We start from the raw sequence: 24,179 nt of genomic DNA, 5'->3' as shown, positions 1-24,179 counted from the left end.
GACAATAGGTTGACGAGGGGTCACTCTATACGTTGTCGAGGCGGCAAGATAACTTGAGCATTACGCTTGGTAGCTGCCGTCTTACGTGCTGCACGACGGAAGATATCATTCTTATCCTTTGGACGAACATTATCAAAAAGCTCAAAGTGAGGCAATGTCAGGCGATCAGGGGGAATCTGCGTCATTGGACTAATCACACCATCTGCCTTGGACATCCATATTTTTTTCAACTTACGTTCGGGTGTTATGAACATACGAAGGGTATCTGTCTCCGTGTAATTATGCCCTATCAACGTACTGTCTTTATCGGTATGATAGAACACAACTTCTACGTTTCCCCATGCGTCCACACGCCTAACAGCACCATTGACAAAGTCTGCGCGCATGTCACGTGACGATATTTGATTATAGTGTTGCTTATCTGGAAGCGTTTCAATAGAGAACGCATTACCATAGACAAAAGCCTGTCGAATGGTGGAGTCATTCATGTATGCCTTGATCGAATCACCAACTAGTTGACGGTTACCACTCCATACTATTGGGTAGTCATACATAGTCATACAGGAGTCTTTCGTATTAGCAACAAGGAATCCACATACGGCTTGTACATCCGTGCGAAACGCCCTCACGTTGTTGACTCCATAGATTTCACGATACATCTTAGGCGTGTTCATGTAGAATCCCTTCATACTAATTGTGTCGGCATGAACGAATAGTGTGTCACCCTGGGAGAAGTCTTTTGCTATCGGACCAGGCTTTCCACCAAAAGCAATAGCCGCCGAGTCAGTATAGTGAAGATAGTCTCCCTTGAAGGCATGTTTCTGTTTCTCGTCTATATAATAGACGTTCCCTTCCCCTGTTCCTTCGTGAGTGTTGCTATTATAAGTAAGGTCGCGACCAGTGATTGTACGCTGGTTTAGCTTATCAATAATCTTCACATTACCATGTCCCTCACTATATCCAGACTTGGCATTGTAGATTACTTCATCGCCAGTTATCACTCTCTTTTGTCGGCGATCATCGATCTTCACATTACCACGAGCAGTGCTATGACCAGTCTTCTCATTATAGAATACGTCTTGACCTATTACGGTTCTGTTATTTGCCTTGTCGACTATCTTTACATTACCATGCCCTTCGGCTTCACCCGTCGAACTGTTATAAACGATGTTATCTCCCTCTACATCTTGCTTGGGAGATGTAATCGTTGAATGACCATTAAGCTCCATGTTGTCAGTTCGACTATTATAAGTTCCATCGTTAGTATGCACAACTTCGCCCTTTGCTGTTCGAATAACTGACTTGCCAACAACATGTACCAAGCCTGTTTCTGTATTACCATGTGCCTCTGGAGTTGTGATCCTGTACTTAGGAGTAAACATAACAACATTACCGAAGAAGTTGGCATCGTGGCTCTCTGTATTATAATCACCTTGATCGGCAATAACGGTATTTCCATTGTAAACCAAGGTTCCACGACCACCGAAGTAATTAGCAACTTTCGATATCATGTTATAGTCTAAGCTATCACAACGTAGTGACTTTCCTGGCTGACGAACCACAACCTTTTCTCTAACATGAACCATTTGAGACATGCCATCATAGTGAAGACGATGACAATCAAGCGTCACTCCACCCGGTCGAGTTACATGAACTTTACCGAAAGCTTTAAACCAATTCGACTGTTCGTTGAAGTATGCACTATCACAACTAAGCGTCATGCCCTTATAACGCAACCGAACATTACCCTTTGCAATCTGCACATCTGGCATCAACATCTGGTTGTGTCTAAGGTTATCGGCATGGTCTATATAGAACTTACTACCCTTCTTTTCCGTCACTTTCTGAGCCATAGAAGGGTGGTTATAGCATAACCCAAGCAGGCATAGAATCGTGATTAACATGATTCTATGCCCGCAAAGCTTATATATATAAGTGTTTTCTAATGTCATTTAATCCAACCTTCATACTTGAACTTACAATCCTTGTAGCGAGGATTCATTCGAACATAAGTGTTCTTAATCTTGCTTACTACCCAGTCATGAATTATCTCTTGACGACGGTGAGCAGTAACGATGTCACGCATAGTTTGAAAGTCTTCTGTTATCGTAGCTCTATGTTCGTCGGTACGACTCTTTAGCTTTACGATAGCACAAACGACCTTTCCTCGATTGTTAACCATCTGAAAAGGAGCAGAGATCTCACCGACTTTCATGGTGTCAACAACTCGTGCTACTTCTGTTGGTAAGTCCTTCATCTTGAAGCGAGAGGTGCGTTCGTCCCCTGATGAGTTGACCATGAGTCCATGGTTATTCTTCGTATCTTTGTCGTCAGAAAGGTATGCGGTGGCATCCTCAAACGTGAACTTCTCTTTGCGAAGATCACGTCCAATAGAGTCTAAGCGTTCTTTTGCAGCATCAATAGAAGCCATTGATACACGAGGTTTCAATAGGATATGACGACAATTAATCTTATCTCCTCGACGGTCAATCAACTGAATGATATGATAACCAAACTCGCTCTCTACGATCTTAGAAACCTTCTTCGGATCAGTCAAGTTGAATGCTACTGCAGCGAAAGCAGGGTCTAACATACCTCGTCCCATATAACCTAATTCACCGCCCTGACGCGACGATCCAGGGTCTTCGGAGTACAAACGTGCTAAGGTGGCAAAGGATGTTTCTCCCTTTGTTACACGATCCGTATAGTCACGTAGTTGGTTTTTAATGCGATTAACTTCCTCTGGCTCGACTTTAGGAGTTTGTGTTAGAATCTCCACTTCAACGGTAGTTGGAATCATAGGAATACTATCCACTGGTAACTTCCTAAAGTACTCGCGCACTTCAGCAGGTGATACTTTCACATCTCCAACGAGCTTTGCTTGCATCTTCTGAACCAACTGACGATTCTTATAATCATCGTGTAAGTCTTGTCTAAGTTGCGCTATACTCTTATGCTGGAACTCCTCTAATTTCTCCTTAGAACCTATTTGTGGCAAGGAAATCCAGTAGTTGATTTGTTGATCAACTCCCTGTGCAATCTCAGACTCAGTCACCTCTACGCTATCAAGAGCAGCCTGATGAAGGAAGAGTTTCTGCACTGCTATTTGTTCAGGCAACACACACTCTGGGTCTCCATCCCACTTCATTCCCTCTGCTTCTCCTTGTAGTTTCATGATCTCGACTTCGGACTTTAATATCGGTTCATCACCCACTACCCATATCACCTCATCGACTACATTGTTGGCTTTAGCAACCTGGTTCGTATCTACCGAATCAGTTAGAACTAACGGTGCAGAGGCACGAAAGCCACCTGCATGCAAACCCATTGCAACGAGCGTAACGCCTATCAGCAAAGCACCTGTCTTACATTTATTTATCTTCATCTGATTTCTTTATTATCACTTAATGCTTATTGACTGTAGAAAGAACAGCCTTATCAACCACAACTTTATATTTCTTTCTCAATGAATCGACCCACTTCTTCTCAAGTTCCTTTTGATAATCAGAAACCACAAGAGCACGTACATCATCCAAAGACTCTGGTGCTTTCAACTTCTTACCATAGGTTGCACCAATAGGAAAGTCCTTCATCTCTTTCACAGGAACACTCATTCCAAACACCTGCTTATCGACAAGATCATTATCACTCTTACGGAAGATTCCCTTCTCAACACGTATGCGGAGTGTGCTATCTGCATTGAATGTCTTACGCAGTGCATCGTTCCATTGTGCAAAAGGAAGTCGCTTCACACAATCTTTCACAGCCTCAACGTCAGCTTGATTCTTTACATGATAAGCAATGCCTTTAAAACGTGGCTCTGTCCATTTATATTGTTTCCTATGTTTGTGGAAATAGTTTTCTAAGCCCGTAACATCTGCTGATGCCTTATCCCAAACCATACGATTACTCATCTCAACCATCAATAAGCCATCATAATACTCACGGATAAGATTCTTCAAATTAGCATCCTTCTCTTCCAGTTTCGCAAGTTGTTTATCAAGTAATTGCTCACGAGTTACACCCTTACCCGCCTGCTGAACAAGGCTATCTAACTTCTTATCGACTATCTGATCACGCAATCCACGCATCTCAATAAACTGTAAGATCCGTGCATGCAACGAATCATAAGGAGCCAATCCTTCATGTGCTATCATCTTAATAATGTGATAACCATAAGGAGAAAGCGTTGGTTTACTAATTTCACCAGGCTTCAATGCCAACATAGCACGCTCAAACTCCTGCACTGTTTGCCCCTTTTGAAGCAATGGCAACTCGCCTCCGTTCTGTGCAGACTCTCGATCAGCAGAATACTTCTTAGCCAACTCTCCGAAGTTTGCCCCATGCTGTAAAGCATTATAGATAGAGTCTGCCAAGACCTTAGCTTTCAGTTCTTCTTCTTTTGTCGCACGCTGATTTAATCCTACAAGAATGTGTGCACAACGCCACAAACCACCATTCGCTTCAATACTCTCCTTCGTCTCTTGATAAATATCCCGAGCCGCTTTTTCAATATCAGAGTTCGTAAGGAACGATGGACGAATCTGCTGATCTCGATAGGTAAGGAACTCTTGTTTGAAGGAAGATAATGTATCTAAACGAGCATCCAAAGCCGCTTGCACCTTCAACTTATAATTGATGAACAGATCCACATAATCGGCTATACTCTTCTTATCAATGACCCCTTCAGCATTGTTCTTATTATATGAATACTCAAATTCAGAACGACTAACTGGTTGCCCATTGATAGTCATTATGGTCGGGTCACTCTGCCCAAATACCATCGTGGTAGATAGCAGCGACAATAATAAAAGAGCCTTGATTTTCATTGTTATTATTTAAGACACACATACCCTCTCCACTGCTTTTACAGAGAAGAGGGCGGTTAATTATTAATCTGTTAATTACTCTGGACGAGAGTAGTTTGGTGCTTCACTCGTAATAGTGATATCATGTGGATGACTCTCCATAACGCCTGCGTTGGTGATACGAGTAAACTTCGCATTGTGCAAATCTTCGATAGAAGCAGCACCACAATAGCCCATTCCAGAGCGAAGACCACCAACAAGTTGATAGATAACTTCTTGAACTGTACCCTTGTAAGGAACGCGTCCTGCAATACCTTCTGGTACCAGTTTCTTTGCATCGTGGATATCATTCTGGAAGTAACGATCACGTGAACCATTCTTCTGTTCCATAGCCTCCAAAGAACCCATACCACGATAACTCTTAAACTTACGACCATTGAATATGATGGTATCACCAGGAGATTCCTCTGTACCTGCAACCAACGAACCAATCATCACACTGCTTCCTCCAGCTGCCAAAGCCTTCACAACATCACCAGAATAGCGCAATCCCCCATCAGCAATCAATGGCACACCAGTACCTTCCAACGATTTATAAACATCGTAGATAGCGGTCAACTGTGGTACACCCACACCTGCTACAACACGTGTTGTACAGATAGATCCAGGACCAATACCTACTTTCACAGCATCCGCACCATTATCAACAAGGAACTTAGCTGCCTCTGCCGTCGCAATATTACCCACTACAACATCAAGGTTAGGGAAGGCTGTCTTTACATCATGCAACTTACCAATAACACCTGCAGAATGACCATGGGCTGTATCAATAACGATAGCATCTACACCTGCAGCAACCAATGCTTCGGCACGCTCCATGGTATCACCTGTAACGCCAACACCCGCTGCGACACGCAAACGCCCCTTCTCATCCTTGCTTGCCATAGGCTTATCTTTAGCCTTTGTGATGTCCTTATAAGTGATTAGACCTACAAGATGATTGTCCTTATCGACTACTGGTAACTTCTCAATCTTATTCTCTTGAAGAATCTGCGCAGCGGCAGTAAGGTCGGTTTGTTGATGTGTTGTAACGAGGTTCTCCTTGGTCATCACGTCATCAATCAGCTTATCCAAATGGCGTTCAAAACGCAAGTCTCGATTGGTAACAATGCCTACTAAGTGGTTATCCTCATCTACAACGGGAATACCACCAATGTGGTAATCGGCCATCATCGCGAGTGCATCCTTCACAGTTCTACCCTTTAAGATAGTCAGAGGGTCGTAAATCATACCATTCTCAGCCCTCTTCACGATTGCAACTTGATGTGCTTGATCCTCAATAGTCATGTTCTTGTGGATCACACCAATACCACCTTCTCGAGCGATGGCAATCGCCATTGAGCTCTCCGTAACGGTGTCCATTGCCGCTGTAACAAAGGGCACATTGAGATCAATGTGGCGTGAAAACTTGGTTTTCAACTGTACCTCTTTAGGTAATACTTCCGAATAAGCTGGGATTAAAAGGACGTCATCGTAAGTCAATCCGTCCATCTTGATCTTTTCTGCAACAAATGATGACATAATGATTTGGAAATTTATTGCATGCAAATTTAGCAATTAATTATCAAATAGACAGGCTTTTTCTCCATTTTCTATAATCGAATTAAAGCTATTTAACGGCAGGTTAATACGACTGTTGAATGTCAGTAATATCATGCAGAAAAAAGACATAGTAACAAGTGCGTCGAGGCTCTTCTGCATAGAAGAATTACACATATAATCCCCCTTCTAACGAATGATTGAAAACTATGGAAGTATCACCTTGTTAGCAACAGACAAGAGGTTGCAAATAAAGAGAGGCTTCCTTCACATTAAAGAAAGCCTCTCTTCACATCAAAGGAAGCCTTTCTTCAAATCGAAGAAAGCACTTCCTTTAATTCAAAATTTATAATTCACAATTCAAAATTGTGATTACTTTAAGTTGACGAGTACACGAGTTAACGGGTTTACAAGTTATTAGTTCAAGTTGACGAGTACATGAGTTTACGGGTTTACAAGTGATTACTTTAAGTTGACGAGTACATGAGGTAACGGGGTAACAAGTGATTAATTCTATTGAATGTAGTGCCACAAGTAGGGACAGACGCCCTCGTCTGTCCGCCCATAATCCCTATTTTTTGATAGAAACATTGCTGTGTTTGCGGACAGACGCGGGCGTCTGTCCCTACTTTGAAGCATTCATTCCAATCAAGGAGAGTACTTCCTCTAATTCAAAATCATACTTTCTATATGCAATCAGTTTGCCATCTCTGACAGAAACTTTATACGCACCAACCGGATAACCTCCTCACTGTAATCACCATCAAGCTCTTCCATTGCCACATCAAGGCTATCTGTCTCGCTGTCCATGAAGTAGTCATAGATGTCATTGATTGTATCATCGTCATAAACATCCTCTAAGAAGTAATCGATATTGAGCTTCGTTCCACTATAGACGATCTCTTCAATCTTAGTGAGAAGATCATCGAAATCAAGTCCTTCAGCCGATGCAATGTCATCAAGTGGGAGTTGTCTGTCAATGCTTTGGATGATTTTTACCTTCTGCATAGACTTCTTTGCGACCGTTCGCACACGTAGTTCTTCGGGGCGCTCGATGTGGTTTTCTTCGCAATGTTGCCTTATCAATTCACAAAACTCTTTCCCATAACGCTTCGCCTTACCTGCTCCTACTCCTTGAATGTTCTGTAGTTCCTCTTCATTGATAGGATACATCATTGCCATCTGCTCTAAGGATACATCCTGAAAGATGACGTATGGAGGGATTTCTAACTTACGTGCTATCTTCTTACGAAGGTTCTTTAGCATGGAGAAAAGTTCTGGATCGAGGACTGCTGTGCCCGCCATTGGTGTTTCATCGTCCTCTTCATCCTTAAACTCGGCATCCATTACTATCATAAACGACGTCGGTGACTTCATGAAGCGTTTGCCTGCTGCGGTCAACTTCAATATGCCATAGTTCTCAACATCCTTCTTCAGATAACCAGCCAAGAGTGCTTGTCTGACCACAGGATTCCATATCTTCGGGTCTTCATCTTCGCCAGCACCGAAGTCATCAAGCTCGTTGTGCTTATGATCTTTTTGATCATCTGTTGCTCTACCTTTGACAAAGTCAATGACATACTCTTGTCGGAAGTTTTCTTTCAAAGCCTTCACAGCTTGGAGAACTATCAAGAGCTGATTCATTGCCTCAATCTTCTTCTTAGGGTGCAGACAGTTATCACACATGCAACAATTATCCTTTGGGTATTCTTCACCAAAGTAATGAAGCAACATCTTACGCCTACAAACAGACGATTCTGCATAAGCCTCGGTCTCTTGTAACAGCTGTCTACCAATGTCCTGTTCGGCTACGGGCTTTCCTTCCATGAACTTCTCGAGTTTCTTCAAGTCGTTCTTTGAATAAAAGACAATGCAGATTCCTTCCTTACCATCGCGCCCAGCACGCCCAGTCTCTTGGTAATATCCCTCCAAACTCTTCGGTATATCATAATGGATAACGAAGCGAACATCAGGCTTATCAATACCCATTCCGAATGCTATTGTAGCCACGATGACATCCAACTCCTCCATAAGGAAGTCGTCTTGAGTTTTCGATCTCGTTTCCGAATCAAGCCCTGCATGATAGGGCGCAGCCTTTATATCATTGGCTTGAAGGATGGCTGCCAACTCTTCCACCTTCTTACGCGAAAGACAATAGATGATTCCGCTTTTGCCAGTATGCTGCTTAATGAACTTAATAATTTGCTTACTTGTATCGTCATCACTCCTCTTTGCACGTACTTCATAGTACAGATTAGGACGATTAAAAGAGCTTTTAAACTCGGCACAATCCTCTATTCCAAGACTACGAATGATGTCCGTTCGCACCTTATCGGTTGCTGTTGCAGTGAGCGCAATGACTGGTGCAGCCCCAATAGTATCTATTGCATAACGTATCTTACGATATTCTGGACGGAAGTCGTGTCCCCATTCAGATATACAATGAGCCTCATCAATCGCATAAAAACTTATCTTCACCGACTTTAGAAACGCCATATTCTCCTCTTTATTGAGAGATTCTGGGGCTACATAAAGTAGTTTTGTACGTCCTGAAACAATATCAGCACGCACCTTATCTATCTCTGCCTTCTTTAAAGAAGAGTTAAGGTAATGCGCCACACCATCCTCTTCACTGATACCATTGATGACATCTACCTGGTTTTTCATTAATGCAATAAGAGGCGAAACAACAATAGCTGTACCCTCCATTATCAGTGATGGAAGTTGATAACACAGGCTTTTACCACCACCTGTAGGCATTAGCACGAAGGTATCATGTCCTGCAAGAAGATTGCGTATAATGGCTTCTTGATCACCTTTGAACTTCTCAAAGCCAAAGTAATGTTTAAGTTTTTCGGTAAGATTGAGCTCTTTTGTCATGTTAATAGCTGGTGATTTCCTATCCGTTTATGGTTTAGTAGAAACAAAGAAAGTCTGCTGATGCGGTGTAAAACGCCACATCGGCAGACTATACATATATGTTATGAGGCTGAACCCGTTTGTTGGATATGAGCCTTATCGAGCTGTTGACGAACATATTGTTCCGTCACCTCAAATTCTTTTACGTCTCTTGATGGAACTTCAAACATAGCATCCATCATCACAGACTCTACTATTGAACGTAAACCACGGGCTCCTAACTTATATTCAACAGCCTTGTCTACAATGCAATCAAGAGCAGCTTCTGTGAAAGTGAGCTTTATTCCATCCATTTCAAACAGCTTGATATACTGCTTAACAATGGAGTTCTTTGGTTCAATAAGTATGTTGCGCAAAGCCTCACGATCGAGTGGACTAAGATAGGTAAGCACTGGCAAACGACCAATTATCTCTGGAATGAGACCAAAGGACTTCAAGTCTTGTGGTAAAACATACTTCATTAAGTCCTTTTTATCTATCTTTGCAACATTCTGAACAGAGTTATAACCAATCACATGTGCATTCAGTCGTTGTGCAATCTTACGTTCAATGCCATCGAAAGCACCACCACAAATAAATAAGATATTGCGGGTATCCACATGGATGTAGTCCTGATCAGGATGCTTACGACCACCCTTTGGTGGTACGTTAACCATAGTTCCTTCCAATAACTTCAGCAATCCTTGCTGAACACCCTCACCACTTACATCACGTGTAATACTTGGGTTATCACTCTTACGGGCAATTTTATCAATCTCATCGATGAATACTATACCACGTTCAGCGGCTGCTACATCGAAGTTAGCTACCTGTAACAAGCGTGAAAGAATACTCTCCACATCCTCTCCAACATAACCTGCTTCGGTGAATACTGTTGCATCTACAATGGTGAAAGGAACATCGAGAAGTTTCGCAATAGTACGTGCCAATAAGGTCTTACCAGTACCAGTTGAACCCACCATAATGATGTTGCTCTTCTCTATTTCTACACCATCTTCGTTCTTCGGTTGCTGAAGGCGCTTGTAATGGTTATACACTGCAACAGAAAGATAGCGCTTAGCTTCATCCTGACCAATGATATATTCGTCAAGATACTGCTTAATTTCTTTGGGCTTAGGAACCTCTTTTACCTTAAAAGCAACACTATCGGTATTCTCATCATCAGCCAATGCGCCTGTCTGTGTAACTATCTTGTAAGCCTGCTGCGCACAATCTTCACAGATGTAACCATTCAATCCTGTGATGAGAAGTTTTACATCCTTCTCACTGCGACCACAAAAACTACATTTCTTCTGGGGCATTATTTACTCCTTTACTTATTTGATTCTGTATTGTCAGCGGATGTATTGAGCACATTATCAGTTGGTTTCTTGACAAGCACATCATCAATCATTCCGTATGCTTTTGCCTCTTCTGCATTCATCCAATAGTTGCGATCACTATCATTCCAAACCTTCTCGAAGCTTTGATGGGAATGATCACTAATGATGGTATAAAGCTCTTTCTTGAACTTCATAATCTCTTTTGCTTCTATCTCAATATCGGACGCCTGACCTTGTACTCCACCTAAGGGTTGATGGATCATAACGCGACTATGCTTTAGTGCAGATCGTTTCCCTTCTTTTCCGGCAACCAATAATACCGCTGCCATAGATGCTGCCATACCTGTGCAAAGAGTTGCTACATCGCTAGAAATAAACTGCATGGTATCATAAATACCCAAGCCCGCTGTTACGCTTCCACCTGGTGAATTGATATAAATAGAGATGTCTTTACCAGGGTCAACAGAGTCTAAGTAAAGAAGTTGAGCTTGTATTGTATTAGCTGTATAATCATCTACTTGTGTACCAAGAAAGATGATACGCTCCATCATCAAACGTGAGAAAACATCCATTTGAGTGACATTCAACTGTCGTTCCTCAAGTATATAAGGGTTCAAGTATTGTGCTTGTGCCTTCACAACATCGTCTAGCACCATACCATTCATCCCTAAGTGTCCTGTGGCAAATCGCCTAAAATCATTCATTGTAATCCTTTCTTATATAATAATGTGACAAAAATAGAGGTTATCGACCTCCCTTATTATTGCCATATTCACAAAGAGTATGCCATAAAATAGGCATCTTCTCGCTTACTATAAGCAAAGATAAGGAAAAAAACCGATAACCTCTATATATAAAAGAAGATTTTTCTTAAAATTGTTACTCGCTTACAAGTTTATTGAACTCATCGAGAGTTACAGTCTTAGTATTTAGCTTCACTACCTTCTTAATAGCGGCAGCGAGCTTACGATCCAATGCTGCTTCTACGAAAGAATCGATGTTCTCGCGCTTCTTTAACATCTCATCAGCATAACCGTTCAAGTAGTCCTCTGGGACATTAGTCATACCATATTGAGCGAACTGCGCACGTGCCATCTGGCGTGCACTCTCACGTACATCGTTATCATCAACCTTAATATCATTAGCTTGTGCTAACTGCTCCTTGATCAAGTGCCATGTGAGTTCCTTGATGCTCTGCTCATAGTTCTTCTCAACAAACTCCTCGCCCTTATCTTGGTTGTTAGCCAACATAATGCGCTTCAAGAGAGCATCTGGGAAAGTAAGATCGCCCACTTTCTTCTCACAATAAGCACGAAGATCCTGAACGAACTTATAGTCAGAATCACCCTTCAACTGCTCTTTCAAACCATCAGCGATAGCCTTGCGGAATGCAGCCTCATCCTTTATCTCGGTATCTTCACCATATACGCTTTTCCATAACTCTGCATTATTTTCGGCCTTTACGAAGCGTGAGATTTCAGTGATCTGATACGAGAAGTTACCCTTATGCTCAGCAACTTCTTCCTTCTTGATCTTCAATAGAGAAGACACCTCGATATCGTTATCTGGGTAAGCTGCAGTAGGATTAAATGTAATGATATCACCAACCTTTGCACCATCAAAGAGTTTCTTTTGATCCTCAACCTTTATATATTGTGGCATCAACGAAGCGCCCTCTACAGTAATACCACCTTCAAGAGTATTACCATTCTCATCCAACTCACGAAGATCACCCTTCAACAAGTCACGCTGTTCTGGATCGAATGTCTCTGCCTTATCATAGTGACCTGCACGACTCTGGAACATCTCAACTTGCTGATCAATCAGCTTATCATCAACCTCAATCTCATAGAAGTCAATCTTGTTCTTACCGCTCAACTCGAGCTTAAACTCTGGTGCAACAGCAATATCAAACTTAAACTCATAAGGTGCAGGTTGCTCCAACTCTACAGGCTTTTGAGCCTCTGATGACATTGGCTGACCCAACATCTGAATCTTGTTATCAGTAATATATTTCTGTAGATTCTCGCCTAGGATCTTATTGATAACATCCATCTTCACCTGTGAACCATACTGACGTTTAATCATGCCCATAGGTACTTGTCCCTGGCGGAAACCTGGTACATTAGCGCGCTTACGATAATCCTTGAGAGTTTTCTCAACCTCATTCTTGTAGTCAGACTCTTCTACTGTAATGGTCATCAAACCATTTACTTTGTCTGGATTTTCAAATGAAATCTTCATCTTAATATTATTGAATTTATGTTTAATTATTATTTATCAAATGTTTACATACATGCTAAGAGCATTGCACCTCATAGGGTATTTGGTGTGCAAAGATACTTAATTTTTCGCACAACCTTATCATATATATATGGAAATTTGTTTTTTTAACCAAGGAGATAAGGACTAAAAACAGGCTTATCAACGCCTCTTTAAAGCCTTACCAACTATCCCACTCCTCCCAAGAAGGAACCCAATTAAGATCTAATTAGCATAAGAATTTATGAGCAGATAGTATCTCTTTTGTATTATTAAATGTTAAATTAAAATTTGAAGCAAGCTCTTTTCAAAGAAAGTATTATATTTGCTACAAATAATACAATAGACCTAAACGAATGTAAATACTAACCGACCTAAACGAACAAGAAACCTAAATCAAGTTTTACCAGGTCGATATTATTCATCTAAGACACAATACTTAATATGAAACAGCAATTTAGGAAGCTGGGAATGTTTGCAGTTGCAGCTGCCATTTCTACAGGATCTGCCTATGCAGGAAAGCCTGCTATGCAACCTATGACAAGTTTACCTGTCATGCAACAGGACAATAACACTTGCACAGGACAGGTTGTCGATGCTAATGGTGACCCTATCGTCGGAGCAACAATCATGGCAAAAGGAACTACACATGGTACTATTACCGATCTTGATGGTAAGTTTTCTCTATCTAACGTAAAGGCTGGTACAATCATTATTGTCAGCTATGTTGGTTATGAAAAGAACGAGATTATATGGAGAGGAGGCTCACTTAACGTTACCTTAAAAGAAAGTACACAAACCATGGATCAGGTTGTTGTCATTGGTTATGGTAGTGTTCGCAAAGCCGATTTGGCTGGTTCTGTAGCTGTAATGAGCGATAAAGCCTTCAGAGATCAACCTATTAAGAACGTTAGTGAAGCCTTCCAAGGACGTGTAACAGGTATCAATGTTGTCCAGAGTGGCGTACCTGGTGGTGGCGTAAAGATCCGTGTGCGTGGTACGAGTTCTATTCATCGTAACAACGACCCACTATATGTTGTTGATGGTATTGTACGTGAGAATGGACTCGACGGTATCAATACTGAAGATATCCAAAGCATACAAGTTTTGAAGGATGCATCGTCTACTGCCATCTATGGTAGCCGTGGTTCAAATGGCGTTGTACTCGTTCAGACCAAGCAAGGAAAACAAGGTCAACAGAGTATCATGTTTGATGCTAGCCTCGGAATTGCCAACGCTTACAACATGCCTAAGGTGATGGACACAAAGCAATATGCACAGGCTTTACTTGATGGAGGTAAGATTACAAACCAAGCAGAGCTACAACCTTACCTCGATGGTACGAAGCCTGGTATTGATTGGATGGATAAGATTCTCCGCACAGGAACTATTCAGAACTATAAACTTACGATATCTAAGGGTAATGCCGACACACAATACTACATGAGTGGCAGCTACCTAAAGAATAAAGGTGTCGTTGAGAATACTCAATTTGAACGTTATCAAGCTAAAATCAACATACACTCTCGCCTCTACAAATGGTTTGAAATCACTGGAGACCTCGATTACAGCCATGGAAAGAGTACTGGAGGTGGCTTTGATGTGTCGCAAGAAAACCCTCTATGGATCGCACAAAATTACTCTCCAACCATGGAGATGTATGATGAGAAAGGCAAGTTTATGAAGGATCCTTATAACACTATTCAGGCCAACCCATACGGTATTTTGACTGCAAATGCTAGTCAGTTCCGCACAGATATACTCACTGGCCATGCTGATCTTAAGTTCCATATTCTTCCAGGACTTACCTTTACTAGTACAAATGGATTTGATTACTTTGATGGAAAAGGCTATAGTTTCTCAACGACAAGGGTATTCCCTAAGAGTAGTATGGGGAATAACGATCGTCAACGTACCACCTTACAATCTACCAACAACCTTACTTATACGGGCGCATGGGACAAGCATAACCTCACAGCAACAGGGGTATTCGAGGCTACACAGAGTACCACTCGCATGATGGGGCTCAATGGTACCAACCTTCAAACAGAATCTGTTGGGTGGTGGGACTATAACAATGCAACCAACCGAGGCGGTTCAAACGATTACAGCAAATGGGGACTTCTCTCATGGGTAGGTCGTGTAATGTATAATTACGATAACCGTTACATGCTAACAGGAACGTTCCGTGCCGATGGTAGTTCACGTTTCTCAAAGAAGAAGTGGGGCTATTTCCCTTCTATCGCTGCGGCTTGGACCATCAGTAATGAGAAGTTCATGAAGCCGATCACATGGATTAGTAACATGAAAATCCGTACTAGTTATGGTCTTATCGGTAACCAAGGAGTACCAGTATATGCAACTTTAGGCACCATGACCGCTACTAACTTTGACTTCGGAACATCAACTACTTACACAGGCTACTGGGCTAAAAACATCGCAACCCCAGACCTAACATGGGAGAAGTCGAAACAGTTTGACATTGGATTGGATGTTAGCTTCCTCAATAACAGACTGGAGTTGAGCATTGACTACTTCAATAAGAAGACCACCGATGCCTTATTAAAGAAGTCACGTACGTATTATCTCGGTGGTACACAATACTGGGTTAATGCTGGTGAAATTACCAACAAAGGTCTTGATATTGCGCTTACAGCACGCATCATAGATACTCCAGAACTTTCATGGACATCTACTATCAATGGTTCTTATCTAAAGAATAAAGTCGTAAAGTTGACATCACAAGATCCAATTCTCTATGGTAGCTCACCTTCTCCAGGCACAGTTGAACCTTCAACTATCATTAAGGAAGGGCAACCTATTGGTACATTCTATGGTTACAAGTGGGCAGGTCTAAACGCAAATGGTCTTGACAGCTACTATGCAGCCGATGGGAGCATCACCACAAGTCCCCAAAGTGCAGACCGACAGATACTCGGTTGCGCTAATCCAGACTTCACAATGGGTTGGAACAACTCAATTACCTATAAGAATTGGGAGTTCAATGCCTTCTTCAATAGTGCCTTTGGAGCACAACGACTGAACCTTGTTCGCTTCGCAATGAACTCCATGGTAGGTGCTTCAAAGTTTGTTACTGCAGCCGATTACATCAGTGAGATTGGTAAGACAATGCCTGCTCTTAATGCTGTAGGGAACAATAACCTTGGCAACTCAAGCAAGTGGATTGAGAATGCAGATTACTTCCGTTGTGAGAACATAAGCATAGCATACAACATTGCTCGCAAGTACACTCAATTTGCTGATATACGTTTGGCATTGAGCGTACAAAACCTCTTTACGATCACAGGCTACAAGGGTGCTGACCCTGCAGGTATGTCTTTCTCTAACAACAACGTCGACATGGACAATGGTATTGATATGGGCACATATCCTAATCCACGCACCTTTACATTCGACATTCGCTTTAACTTCTAACAAAATAACGATATGAAAAGAAATATATTCTATGGCTGTATGCTCCTTGCTTCAGCCCTTACGCTACAAGCATGTAGTGATATTCTCGACGAAGACCCAAAAGGTAAGCATACCCCTGGTAATTTCTTCGCTTCACAAAACGACCTTGATGAAAGTCTGTATGCCCTCTATGAGCAGGTGAATCATACTCAAAACTACACCAATCCAGGCTATCCTCAATGGCAAGGTGACGATATTACGGCTAATCCAGGCTCTAATAAGCAGGCTTGTGCAGAGATAGATAAGTTCCAAGTGTCCGATAACAACAAGGGTGTAAGGGATGCTTGGAGACTGCATTACAATCTCATTCAGGCAGCTAACTACATTATTGACAATGCAGAGAAGACGCCTGTTGCTAAAGAGAACATCGACCTTACCATCGCTCAAGCACGTTTCTGGCGTGCATACGCATACTATTATCTTGTGCGTGTGTTCGGTCCTCTTCCCATCAATCTACACAATGAAGATGACAACAGACCAACTAAGTTAACTGATGTTCAGGGCGTCTATGACCTCATAGTATCGGATCTGGAGGCTGTTGATGCTGTCAATCTGCCAACACATTACACATCAGCTCCAGCCCAACTCTTCGGTGTTGACGTCTATGTAACGCAACAGGCGGTGAAGTCAACACTATCCGCAGTCTACATGTCAATGGCTGGTTATCCTCTAAACAAGGGTCAGGAATATTATGCGAAGGCTGCAGAAAAGGCAAAGGAGGTTATTGATGGTGTGAACAGCGGCAAGTATAACGCTACTATGGATGCTGATTGGCGTAACGTCTATTCGTATGGTAACAACTACAACAAGGAGACTATACTTGGAATCAACTTCTCCCCAACAAAGAACTGGTCGACTGATTCAGAGTTCTCAAGCTGTTGTTTCTTTGAAAGTCTCGGTGGATGGGGCGATGCATGGGGTGAGATTAAGTTCTGGAAAGACTTCCCAGATGGTCCACGTAAGCGTGCCGTCTATGATCCACAAATACGTTTAAAGGATGGAACGCTCGTTGATTGGTGGGCACTTGATGGTAGCGGTAAGCCTATTGTGGCAGAGCGTCACCCAATGTTCTCCATCTTTACCATCAATGCAGACGATAATGGCAAGGAGATTAAAGCACCTTACGACTACACCAAGAAGCCCTACAAGGGTATGTGTACCGACACTCGCCATCAACTCATACGCTATCCAGAGGTATTACTATGGTATGCAGAGAGTGCAGCACGCAGTGGTGGCAACCTCGCACTGGCTAAGGAATGTTTGAAGAAAGTGCGTGCTCGCGCTGTTGATGGGGCTGCGGCAACAATCGTTGATGGTGTTGCTATTGATGCTATGACCCCTAACCAGCTTGCAGAAGCCGCCTTCAAAGAGCATGGATGGGAAGTTGCTGGTAACTGGGTTGCCCTTGCTACACGCCGAAGTGATGAGTTACGTATGAACATTCTACGTAAGAACTTCGAGTATCGCAAGGCGAATGCACCACTCACCGTAGCTGCTGGATTCGTTGCAACAGAGAGTGTTCCGGTCACAGGAACATGGAATGATAACATGAATTACTTGCCTTATCCGGGTGCAGATGTTGAGAAGAATCGAAACTTGAAACGATAGTTTCTTTATCTATTAAGCTATTCTAACCTACCTATAGTATCTCTCTTAGAGCGTTAACCATAGGTAGGCTTTCTTCATAATTTCAGTTACTTCTGCCTAAGATTATGATTGATACAGAATGATATGATAATGACTTAGTAAGACCTAATACTCCTCTTATCCGCATCTAAAGTATAGCTCACAAAGAACGATACTGTCAAGACTATCTTCGTTGTAGCCTTATACACTCCATTATCACCTATGTGATAATCCGTTATATACCGTGCTGTATAACTGATTATACCAACACATAGTAATGAGGGTTTGCATTGAGACTGTATATTTCAGAGCCTGAGACTGTGTGTTTCAGAGCCTGAAATTGTGTGTCTCAAAGCCTGAAACCGTGTGTCTCAAAGCCTGAAACTATGTGTCTCAAAGCCTGAAACTATGTGTCTCAAAGCCTGAAACAATAAGTATCATAGGTGCTGACAATTCCCCATTTGCCCCTCTGATAGGTAGATATATCCTCTAAACACCCTCTTTGTGGTGCTATCTCCAATCGAAAATACCGATCCCAACTGGCTCTCGTAAAACGTCTCCTCCCCTTGGGGGAGGCTGGGAGGGGTTTCCAGACGAGGGCATCTATTCCTACTTTCTTCCGTCACTTTCAATAGGACTATATTGTTTTTATATACAAAGAGACGTCCTTCTCCATCGAAGAAAGGCGTTTCTTTGCTATCAGGAAAGGCTTTCCTTGCAGTGAGAAAGGCGTTCCCTTAATTCTTATATAAATTATACTATCGTCTTTCGGAATAACTTATAGATTCCAAGAGTCATTCTGAAAGCTCTATACTCTTCACTTTCTTGAATAGATCTGATGCGAAGACGAGGTCGTTCAACTTCTTATTACGTGATGAGATGACTGAATCCTTATCGCCTTGCCACTCCTTCCTGCCGTCCGCAATGAAGATAATATTCTCGCCAATACCCATCACCGAGTTCATATCATGCGTGTTGATGATGGTCGTCATATTAAACTCTCGAGTGATACTTGTCAATAGCTCATCAATAACCAACGATGTCTTAGGGTCGAGACCAGAGTTCGGCTCGTCACAGAAGAGGTATTTCGGGTTCATAACGATGGCTCTTGCTATGGCAACACGCTTCTGCATGCCCCCCGAAATCTCACCCGGATACTTCTGTTCTGCGCCTGATAGATTCACTCTCTCTAGGCATTCTAGTGCCCTTTTGTCACGTTCTGTAGCCGACATATCCGAGAACATATCGAGTGGGAAGCGTACATTCTCTAGCACGGTGAGCGAGTCGAAGAGCGCAGCACCCTGAAATATCATACCCATCTCACGTCTCATGAGGATCTTCTCTTTCTTTGTCATATTCACAAAGTTGCGTCCATCATATAAGACTTCGCCCTTTGTGGGGTCTATGAGTCCCGTCAGAGAACGCATGAGCACGGTCTTTCCCGCACCACTTTGTCCGATGATGAGATTCGTCTTACCATCTTCAAAGACTGTATTAATGTCCTTCAGCACTTCTTTGTCACCGAATGACTTGAATAGATGTTTAACTTCTATCATAGTAGGGGAGCCTCTCCCAGCCCCTCCGAAAGTAGGGGAGCCCATATACTAAGGGTGGGATGTGGGAGAATTGTTAGTTTTCTTATTCTTAATGATACTATATGAAAAGTTGTCCCTGCCGTTTCTAACTAACTTCCGTTAGGCACTCCCCTCCTTGGGAGGGGCTGGGGAGAGGTTTTATCTAACTCAACATCTGCGTTAGGAACACATCGCTAAAGAGAATCAAAACGCTCGAGCAGACCACAGCATCAGTGGATGCTTTGCCCACTTCGACACTTCCGCCCTTCACGGTGTAGCCCATGTAAGACGATACACTTGAGATGATGAAGGCAAAGAAGAAGCCCTTAATAATACTCATCCACATAAACCACGGATTGAAATCATGCTGCAATCCAGCGGTGAGATCTACTGGTGTGATGATATGTGCGAAGTAGGCTGTGGCATAAGCTCCGATGATACCCGTTGCAGCAGAGAATATTACGAGGAACGGCATGATGGTCATCAAACCGAGAATCTTTGGTAATATCAGATAGCTGGCAGAGTTAATTCCCATAATCTCAAGAGCATCTATTTGCTGAGTCACACGCATGGTGCCAAGCTCTGAGGCTATGTTTGAGCCCACTTTACCCGACAGTATCAGACACATGATACTACTCGAGAACTCCAAGAGCATAATCTCGCGCGTCACATAACCAGATACCCAATGGGGCATCCAAGCACTTTGTACGTTGAGCTTTATCTGAATACAAATCACAGCTCCTATAAAGAACGAGATGAGCAACACGATTCCTATAGAATCGACACCTAATTGTGACATCTCTTTAAGATATCTTTTAAAGAACATCCTCATGCGTTCCGGGCGACTCAATGAGCGTCCCATCAGCATAAGATAATTACCGAATGTATTCAGCCACTTAATGATCAGCATGATTACCGTATTTAGTTTTGTGACTGCAAAAGTAGGCAAATAATCACAGATATAGGCAGGAAAGACATTATTTAATAGTCTTTCTCGTGTGGTTCTTGTGGGTTATAGAGCATGAGTGAAATGTCTGAAGAATGGCAAGAAAGGAGTGGAGTGATAAAAAGAAATAGGCAATACTCAAAGTATTAAAGTTCTCGTATATATATGAGACCAATATTTATTTTCCTTGTTTACTATCAGTTTAATATCTTTTTGTTTGCATAATTCAAATAAAATAACGAATATTGCAGAATGATTGCCACATATTCAAAGTGTCATCTATTTGCTTTCTTTATTTATTTAAATAACCCTATAGCGTTCCTTTTACGCTATAATAAAACAAATGTGTATGATGAAACAATTACTTATTTCAGCTTTATTCTTAAGCTGTGTGACAATTTCAAGAGCTCAAACTATTCCTAGTGAGAAGGTAGTAATCAGTGTGAAGGCTAATACCGCATCGGTTTCATTTGCTGTGCGTACGCTTGCTAATGCTCCCGTTGTCTGTGATTTTGGATCAGATGAAGGCGTTAAATCTTTTCCTTCAAATACTGAAGGAACCTTCACTAAGGTAGAGTATCACTTCGTTAGTCCTTCTACTTCCGAGCGTACCTTTGCTATTGCTGCCGACAAACTAATGACTTTGCGCATTGTACAGAGGCGTGAAGTAAATGGTGTGGTAGAGGTGAAGTCAAATGCTCTTCGTAATCTGAATGTTGATTATGTAGACCTTACTGCGCACGACAAGGTGGATGTCTCTTTATGTCCTAACCTTGAAGTATTGACCTTGAGTGCTAGTGGTGTTGGCGAGATTGTACTTCCGAAGAGTGATAACCTTGTGTCGGTGCAGGCTTCTCCAACCCTTCTTGGACAAGGATCATTACGCCAATTGAATAATCAAGACGCAAAGAATCTGAAGCAATTGGGGGTTACGGGAGCGTCTATTAGCAAGCTCGATGTAAGTAATAACATTAACTTAGAAACTTTGGTATTTGCTAATCCGAAGAAAGTTCTTCGTGAGATTAATGGAGCGAAGGCGCTTCGTAAATTACAAATGCTTGATGTTAGAGGAAATGCACTGGCCTTTGACCAAATCCCAGACCGCTATATTCAGGATTCACCAATAGAGAACTTCCGTTACAGTGGACAGACTTCTTATCTTGTTCCTAAGAGTAAGGTGCAAGGATTAACAGTAGACCTTTCTTACCTTCAGTTTGCTCGTGGCATCTCAACAGCAGCCGAACGGACGGAGTTCACATGGATGTATAAACGTAATGAAACGGCTAAGTATGCTCCAGTTCCTGCTGACAAGGTGACCAATATACTTGGTGTTTTTACCTTTGATAAGTCTTTGTCGGAGGATGATGTAGTGCGTGTTTATTGCAAGATGTCGAACCCCGGCTTCCCTGGTATCGGTAAGAAGAGTAGCAATACACTTGGAACTTATATGATAAAGCTCAAAGACACCTCTAATGGTATCACTTCCGTTACGGCTTCGGATGCTGCTTTACATGTGATAAAGACTGATGATGGTTGTCGTATAGAGACCGCTACACCACAAAAGGTTATGGTTTTTGATGTGAATGGTAAGACTGTTTGGACCGGAAGGACGCCATCAAATATAGAATTGAAACATGGTGTTTATATTGTTCGTTCAGCGTCTGGTGAGGTTGTGAAACTAATCAAGTAATACTCAGATGTGACTCTTTGTCTCTTAAAAAACACAAACAACAAGGTGCTATATAGCCTTGTTGTTTGTTGTTTTATTAATATTTTGCTACATTTGCAAACTATAAGGAGAGGCAAGATAACAGCAAACTCGAAAGAAAAGAATAGCTATGTCAGAGACAGATAATATAGTTGTGCGTCCAGAAGAAGAAGGGAGCATCCTGCATACGGACAAGTTGGTAAAGCGGTACGGAAAGCGTACTGTGGCAAATGGTGTGAGTATTAGTGTACGACAAGGAGAGATTGTCGGGTTGCTCGGACCGAATGGTGCAGGAAAAACAACATCTTTCTATATGACAACAGGACTTGTTGTTCCTAACGAAGGTCATGTTTATATTGACGACCAAGAGATTACTAATTATCCTGTTTATAAGCGGGCGCGGGCGGGTATAGGCTATCTTCCACAGGAAGCAAGTGTCTTTCGCAAGATGAGTGTCGAAGACAACATCATGAGTGTATTAGAGATGACGAAGTTAAATAAGCAGGAACGCATTGATAAAATGGAAAGTCTTATCCGTGAGTTCCGCCTTGAGAAGGTGCGTAAAAACCTTGGTGACCGCCTTTCTGGAGGTGAGCGTCGTCGTTGCGAGATTGCTCGTTGTCTGGCTATTGATCCAAAGTTTATCATGCTGGATGAGCCCTTTGCGGGTGTAGACCCTATCGCTGTTGAGGATATTCAGCACATTGTTTGGCGATTGAAGTTCCGTAATATCGGTATTCTAATCACCGATCACAATGTGCATGAGACGTTGAATATCACCGATCGAGCTTATCTCTTGTTTGAAGGACGCATCCTTTTCAAGGGGACACCAGAAGAGTTAGCCGCCAATAAGATTGTTAAGGAGAAGTATCTGGGTACAGATTTTGTGCTGCAAAAGAAGGACTTCCAGTTGTTAGACCAGCGTAAGCGGGCACAGCAAGAGAGTGCAGAATGATGGTTGTATAAGGTTGAAAACAATGGCAAAGAGCCTATCTTCTTATGGTATTAATTATCAATAACAAAGAAATTCAGCCTTTAATAATTTGCTGTTTACATCATAAATGCTTACTTTTGCACTGCATTTAGCAAGGAAGTATGGCAGAGTGACCGAATGCGCTGGACTCGAAATCCGGTATACGCCCATAGGTGTATCGGGGGTTTGAATCCCTCTACTTCCGCAGAGTTATTCGATAAATAGTGACGTAACCGCATCTTATACATATCACAAGATGTGGTTACGTCTTTTTTAATTAAGGCTTCTTTCAAAGCTTCTTTCCGAATAGAAAGGAAAGAGAATGTCTTTGTTTACAAACAAAGAAAGCGTTTCCTTAATACAAGGAAAGGCTCTTCTCTATATGAAGAGACGCCCTTCTTGAATGGAGAAGGGCGTTTCCTTATATCAACAAAATGCTTTCTTTGCTATGAAGAGGTGCTTTCATCAGATGAAGAGAATACTCAAAAGTAGGGACAGATGTCTGCGTCTGTCCTTACTTATGGCACCGTGGACAAAGGTGTTAAACACCCTTGATGCGCATCCTACGTATCTCGGTAATTACGCTCTATCAGCATTACTTTCCTACGGACGATGAGCGATTGTTCGGAGAGGAGTGAGGAAAAGGGCTGGGAAGAGGTATGTTGTTGAGAGTGGGGCAACAAAAAAGGAACAAAAAAAGAGAGCTTCGAAGATTTCTCTTCAAAGCTCTCTAAAGTAAAAGAAGGCGGCGACCTACTCTCCCGCATTGCATTGCAGTACCATCGGCGCAGACGGGCTTAACTTCTCTGTTCGGAATGGGAAGAGGTGGAACCCCGACGCAATAACCACCTAATGTTTCGTTCGGTTGACTTGTTTTGAAGTTGACTAGTTGACTAGTTATTTGTCTTCATTCTTGTCTTCCTTCTGTCTTCTTATCAGTAGAATCGTTATTAAACATTGTTCTTAGA

At 42.2% G+C, this 24,179-nt stretch carries 14 protein-coding genes, 1 tRNA gene and 1 rRNA gene; 5 read left to right on the top strand and 11 right to left on the bottom strand.

Annotated features, from left to right (window positions below; translation table 11 throughout):
• Window positions 1-20 precede the first annotated feature (20 nt).
• The 8 genes from D464_RS0110110 to tig form a co-directional block, all read right to left on the bottom strand.
• The gene (locus D464_RS0110110; protein WP_018911301.1) at window positions 21-1,853 is read right to left on the bottom strand and encodes an OstA-like protein; all 1,833 of its coding nucleotides are present in this window, start codon (window positions 1,851-1,853) and stop codon (window positions 21-23) included.
• Between the two features lie 95 nt (window positions 1,854-1,948).
• Window positions 1,949-3,385 carry a peptidylprolyl isomerase gene (locus D464_RS0110105; RefSeq protein WP_018911300.1) on the bottom strand — a complete coding sequence of 479 codons (1,437 nt, stop codon included), beginning with the start codon at window positions 3,383-3,385 and terminating at the stop codon, window positions 1,949-1,951.
• Between the two features lie 19 nt (window positions 3,386-3,404).
• Entirely contained in the window at window positions 3,405-4,829 is a 1,425-nt protein-coding gene (locus tag D464_RS0110100) for a peptidylprolyl isomerase (RefSeq protein ID WP_018911299.1), read from the bottom strand.
• Window positions 4,830-4,904: 75 nt separating this feature from the next.
• Complete coding sequence (gene guaB, locus D464_RS0110095) at window positions 4,905-6,389, bottom strand: IMP dehydrogenase (protein WP_018911298.1); 1,485 nt, start codon at window positions 6,387-6,389, stop codon at window positions 4,905-4,907.
• A 714-nt stretch (window positions 6,390-7,103) separates the two neighbouring features.
• Window positions 7,104-9,287: a DNA helicase RecQ gene (gene recQ, locus D464_RS0110085; protein ID WP_018911297.1), complete on the bottom strand. Its 2,184-nt coding sequence runs from the start codon at window positions 9,285-9,287 to the stop codon at window positions 7,104-7,106.
• A gap of 101 nt (window positions 9,288-9,388) precedes the next feature.
• On the bottom strand, window positions 9,389-10,627 hold the full coding sequence (gene clpX / locus D464_RS0110080; protein WP_018911296.1) for an ATP-dependent Clp protease ATP-binding subunit ClpX: 1,239 nt from the start codon (window positions 10,625-10,627) through the stop codon (window positions 9,389-9,391).
• A gap of 11 nt (window positions 10,628-10,638) precedes the next feature.
• Window positions 10,639-11,352 carry an ATP-dependent Clp endopeptidase proteolytic subunit ClpP gene (clpP, locus tag D464_RS0110075; protein WP_018911295.1) on the bottom strand — a complete coding sequence of 238 codons (714 nt, stop codon included), beginning with the start codon at window positions 11,350-11,352 and terminating at the stop codon, window positions 10,639-10,641.
• A 175-nt stretch (window positions 11,353-11,527) separates the two neighbouring features.
• A complete protein-coding gene (gene tig, locus D464_RS0110070) occupies window positions 11,528-12,892 on the bottom strand; it encodes a trigger factor (protein ID WP_018911294.1) in 1,365 nt (454 codons plus the stop codon).
• A 489-nt stretch (window positions 12,893-13,381) separates the two neighbouring features.
• Here tig and D464_RS0110065 point away from each other — a divergent pair, with 489 nt between their 5' ends.
• Entirely contained in the window at window positions 13,382-16,345 is a 2,964-nt protein-coding gene (locus tag D464_RS0110065) for a SusC/RagA family TonB-linked outer membrane protein (protein WP_018911293.1), read from the top strand.
• Window positions 16,346-16,357: 12 nt separating this feature from the next.
• Window positions 16,358-17,992: a RagB/SusD family nutrient uptake outer membrane protein gene (locus tag D464_RS0110060; protein WP_018911292.1), complete on the top strand. Its 1,635-nt coding sequence runs from the start codon at window positions 16,358-16,360 to the stop codon at window positions 17,990-17,992.
• 812 nt (window positions 17,993-18,804) lie between these two features.
• Here D464_RS0110060 and D464_RS0110055 read toward each other — a convergent pair.
• Both D464_RS0110055 and D464_RS0110050 read right to left on the bottom strand, forming a co-directional pair.
• Window positions 18,805-19,566 carry an ABC transporter ATP-binding protein gene (locus D464_RS0110055; protein WP_018911291.1) on the bottom strand — a complete coding sequence of 254 codons (762 nt, stop codon included), beginning with the start codon at window positions 19,564-19,566 and terminating at the stop codon, window positions 18,805-18,807.
• A gap of 181 nt (window positions 19,567-19,747) precedes the next feature.
• The gene (locus tag D464_RS0110050) at window positions 19,748-20,494 is read right to left on the bottom strand and encodes an MlaE family ABC transporter permease (protein WP_004381600.1); all 747 of its coding nucleotides are present in this window, start codon (window positions 20,492-20,494) and stop codon (window positions 19,748-19,750) included.
• Between the two features lie 385 nt (window positions 20,495-20,879).
• Here D464_RS0110050 and D464_RS0110045 point away from each other — a divergent pair, with 385 nt between their 5' ends.
• From D464_RS0110045 to D464_RS0110035, 3 genes are all read left to right on the top strand, one after another.
• Window positions 20,880-22,220 (top strand): leucine-rich repeat domain-containing protein, encoded by a 1,341-nt coding sequence (locus D464_RS0110045; RefSeq protein ID WP_018911290.1) that lies wholly within the window; start codon window positions 20,880-20,882, stop codon window positions 22,218-22,220.
• A 148-nt stretch (window positions 22,221-22,368) separates the two neighbouring features.
• Window positions 22,369-23,193, top strand: coding sequence for an LPS export ABC transporter ATP-binding protein (gene lptB, locus D464_RS0110040; RefSeq protein WP_018911289.1), 825 nt, complete (start codon window positions 22,369-22,371; stop codon window positions 23,191-23,193).
• Window positions 23,194-23,327: 134 nt separating this feature from the next.
• Window positions 23,328-23,416: transfer RNA gene (locus D464_RS0110035), tRNA-Ser, on the top strand.
• Window positions 23,417-23,951: 535 nt separating this feature from the next.
• Here the strand turns inward: D464_RS0110035 and rrf are convergent.
• Window positions 23,952-24,064, bottom strand: a 5S ribosomal RNA gene (rrf, locus tag D464_RS0110025).
• Window positions 24,065-24,179: the final 115 nt, after the last annotated feature.

The sequence above is a fragment of the Prevotella veroralis DSM 19559 = JCM 6290 genome, from assembly GCF_000377625.1.
In the GTDB taxonomy this organism is placed as follows: Bacteria; Bacteroidota; Bacteroidia; order Bacteroidales; family Bacteroidaceae; genus Prevotella; species Prevotella veroralis.
This window is presented reverse-complemented; position numbering and strand designations above follow the sequence as displayed.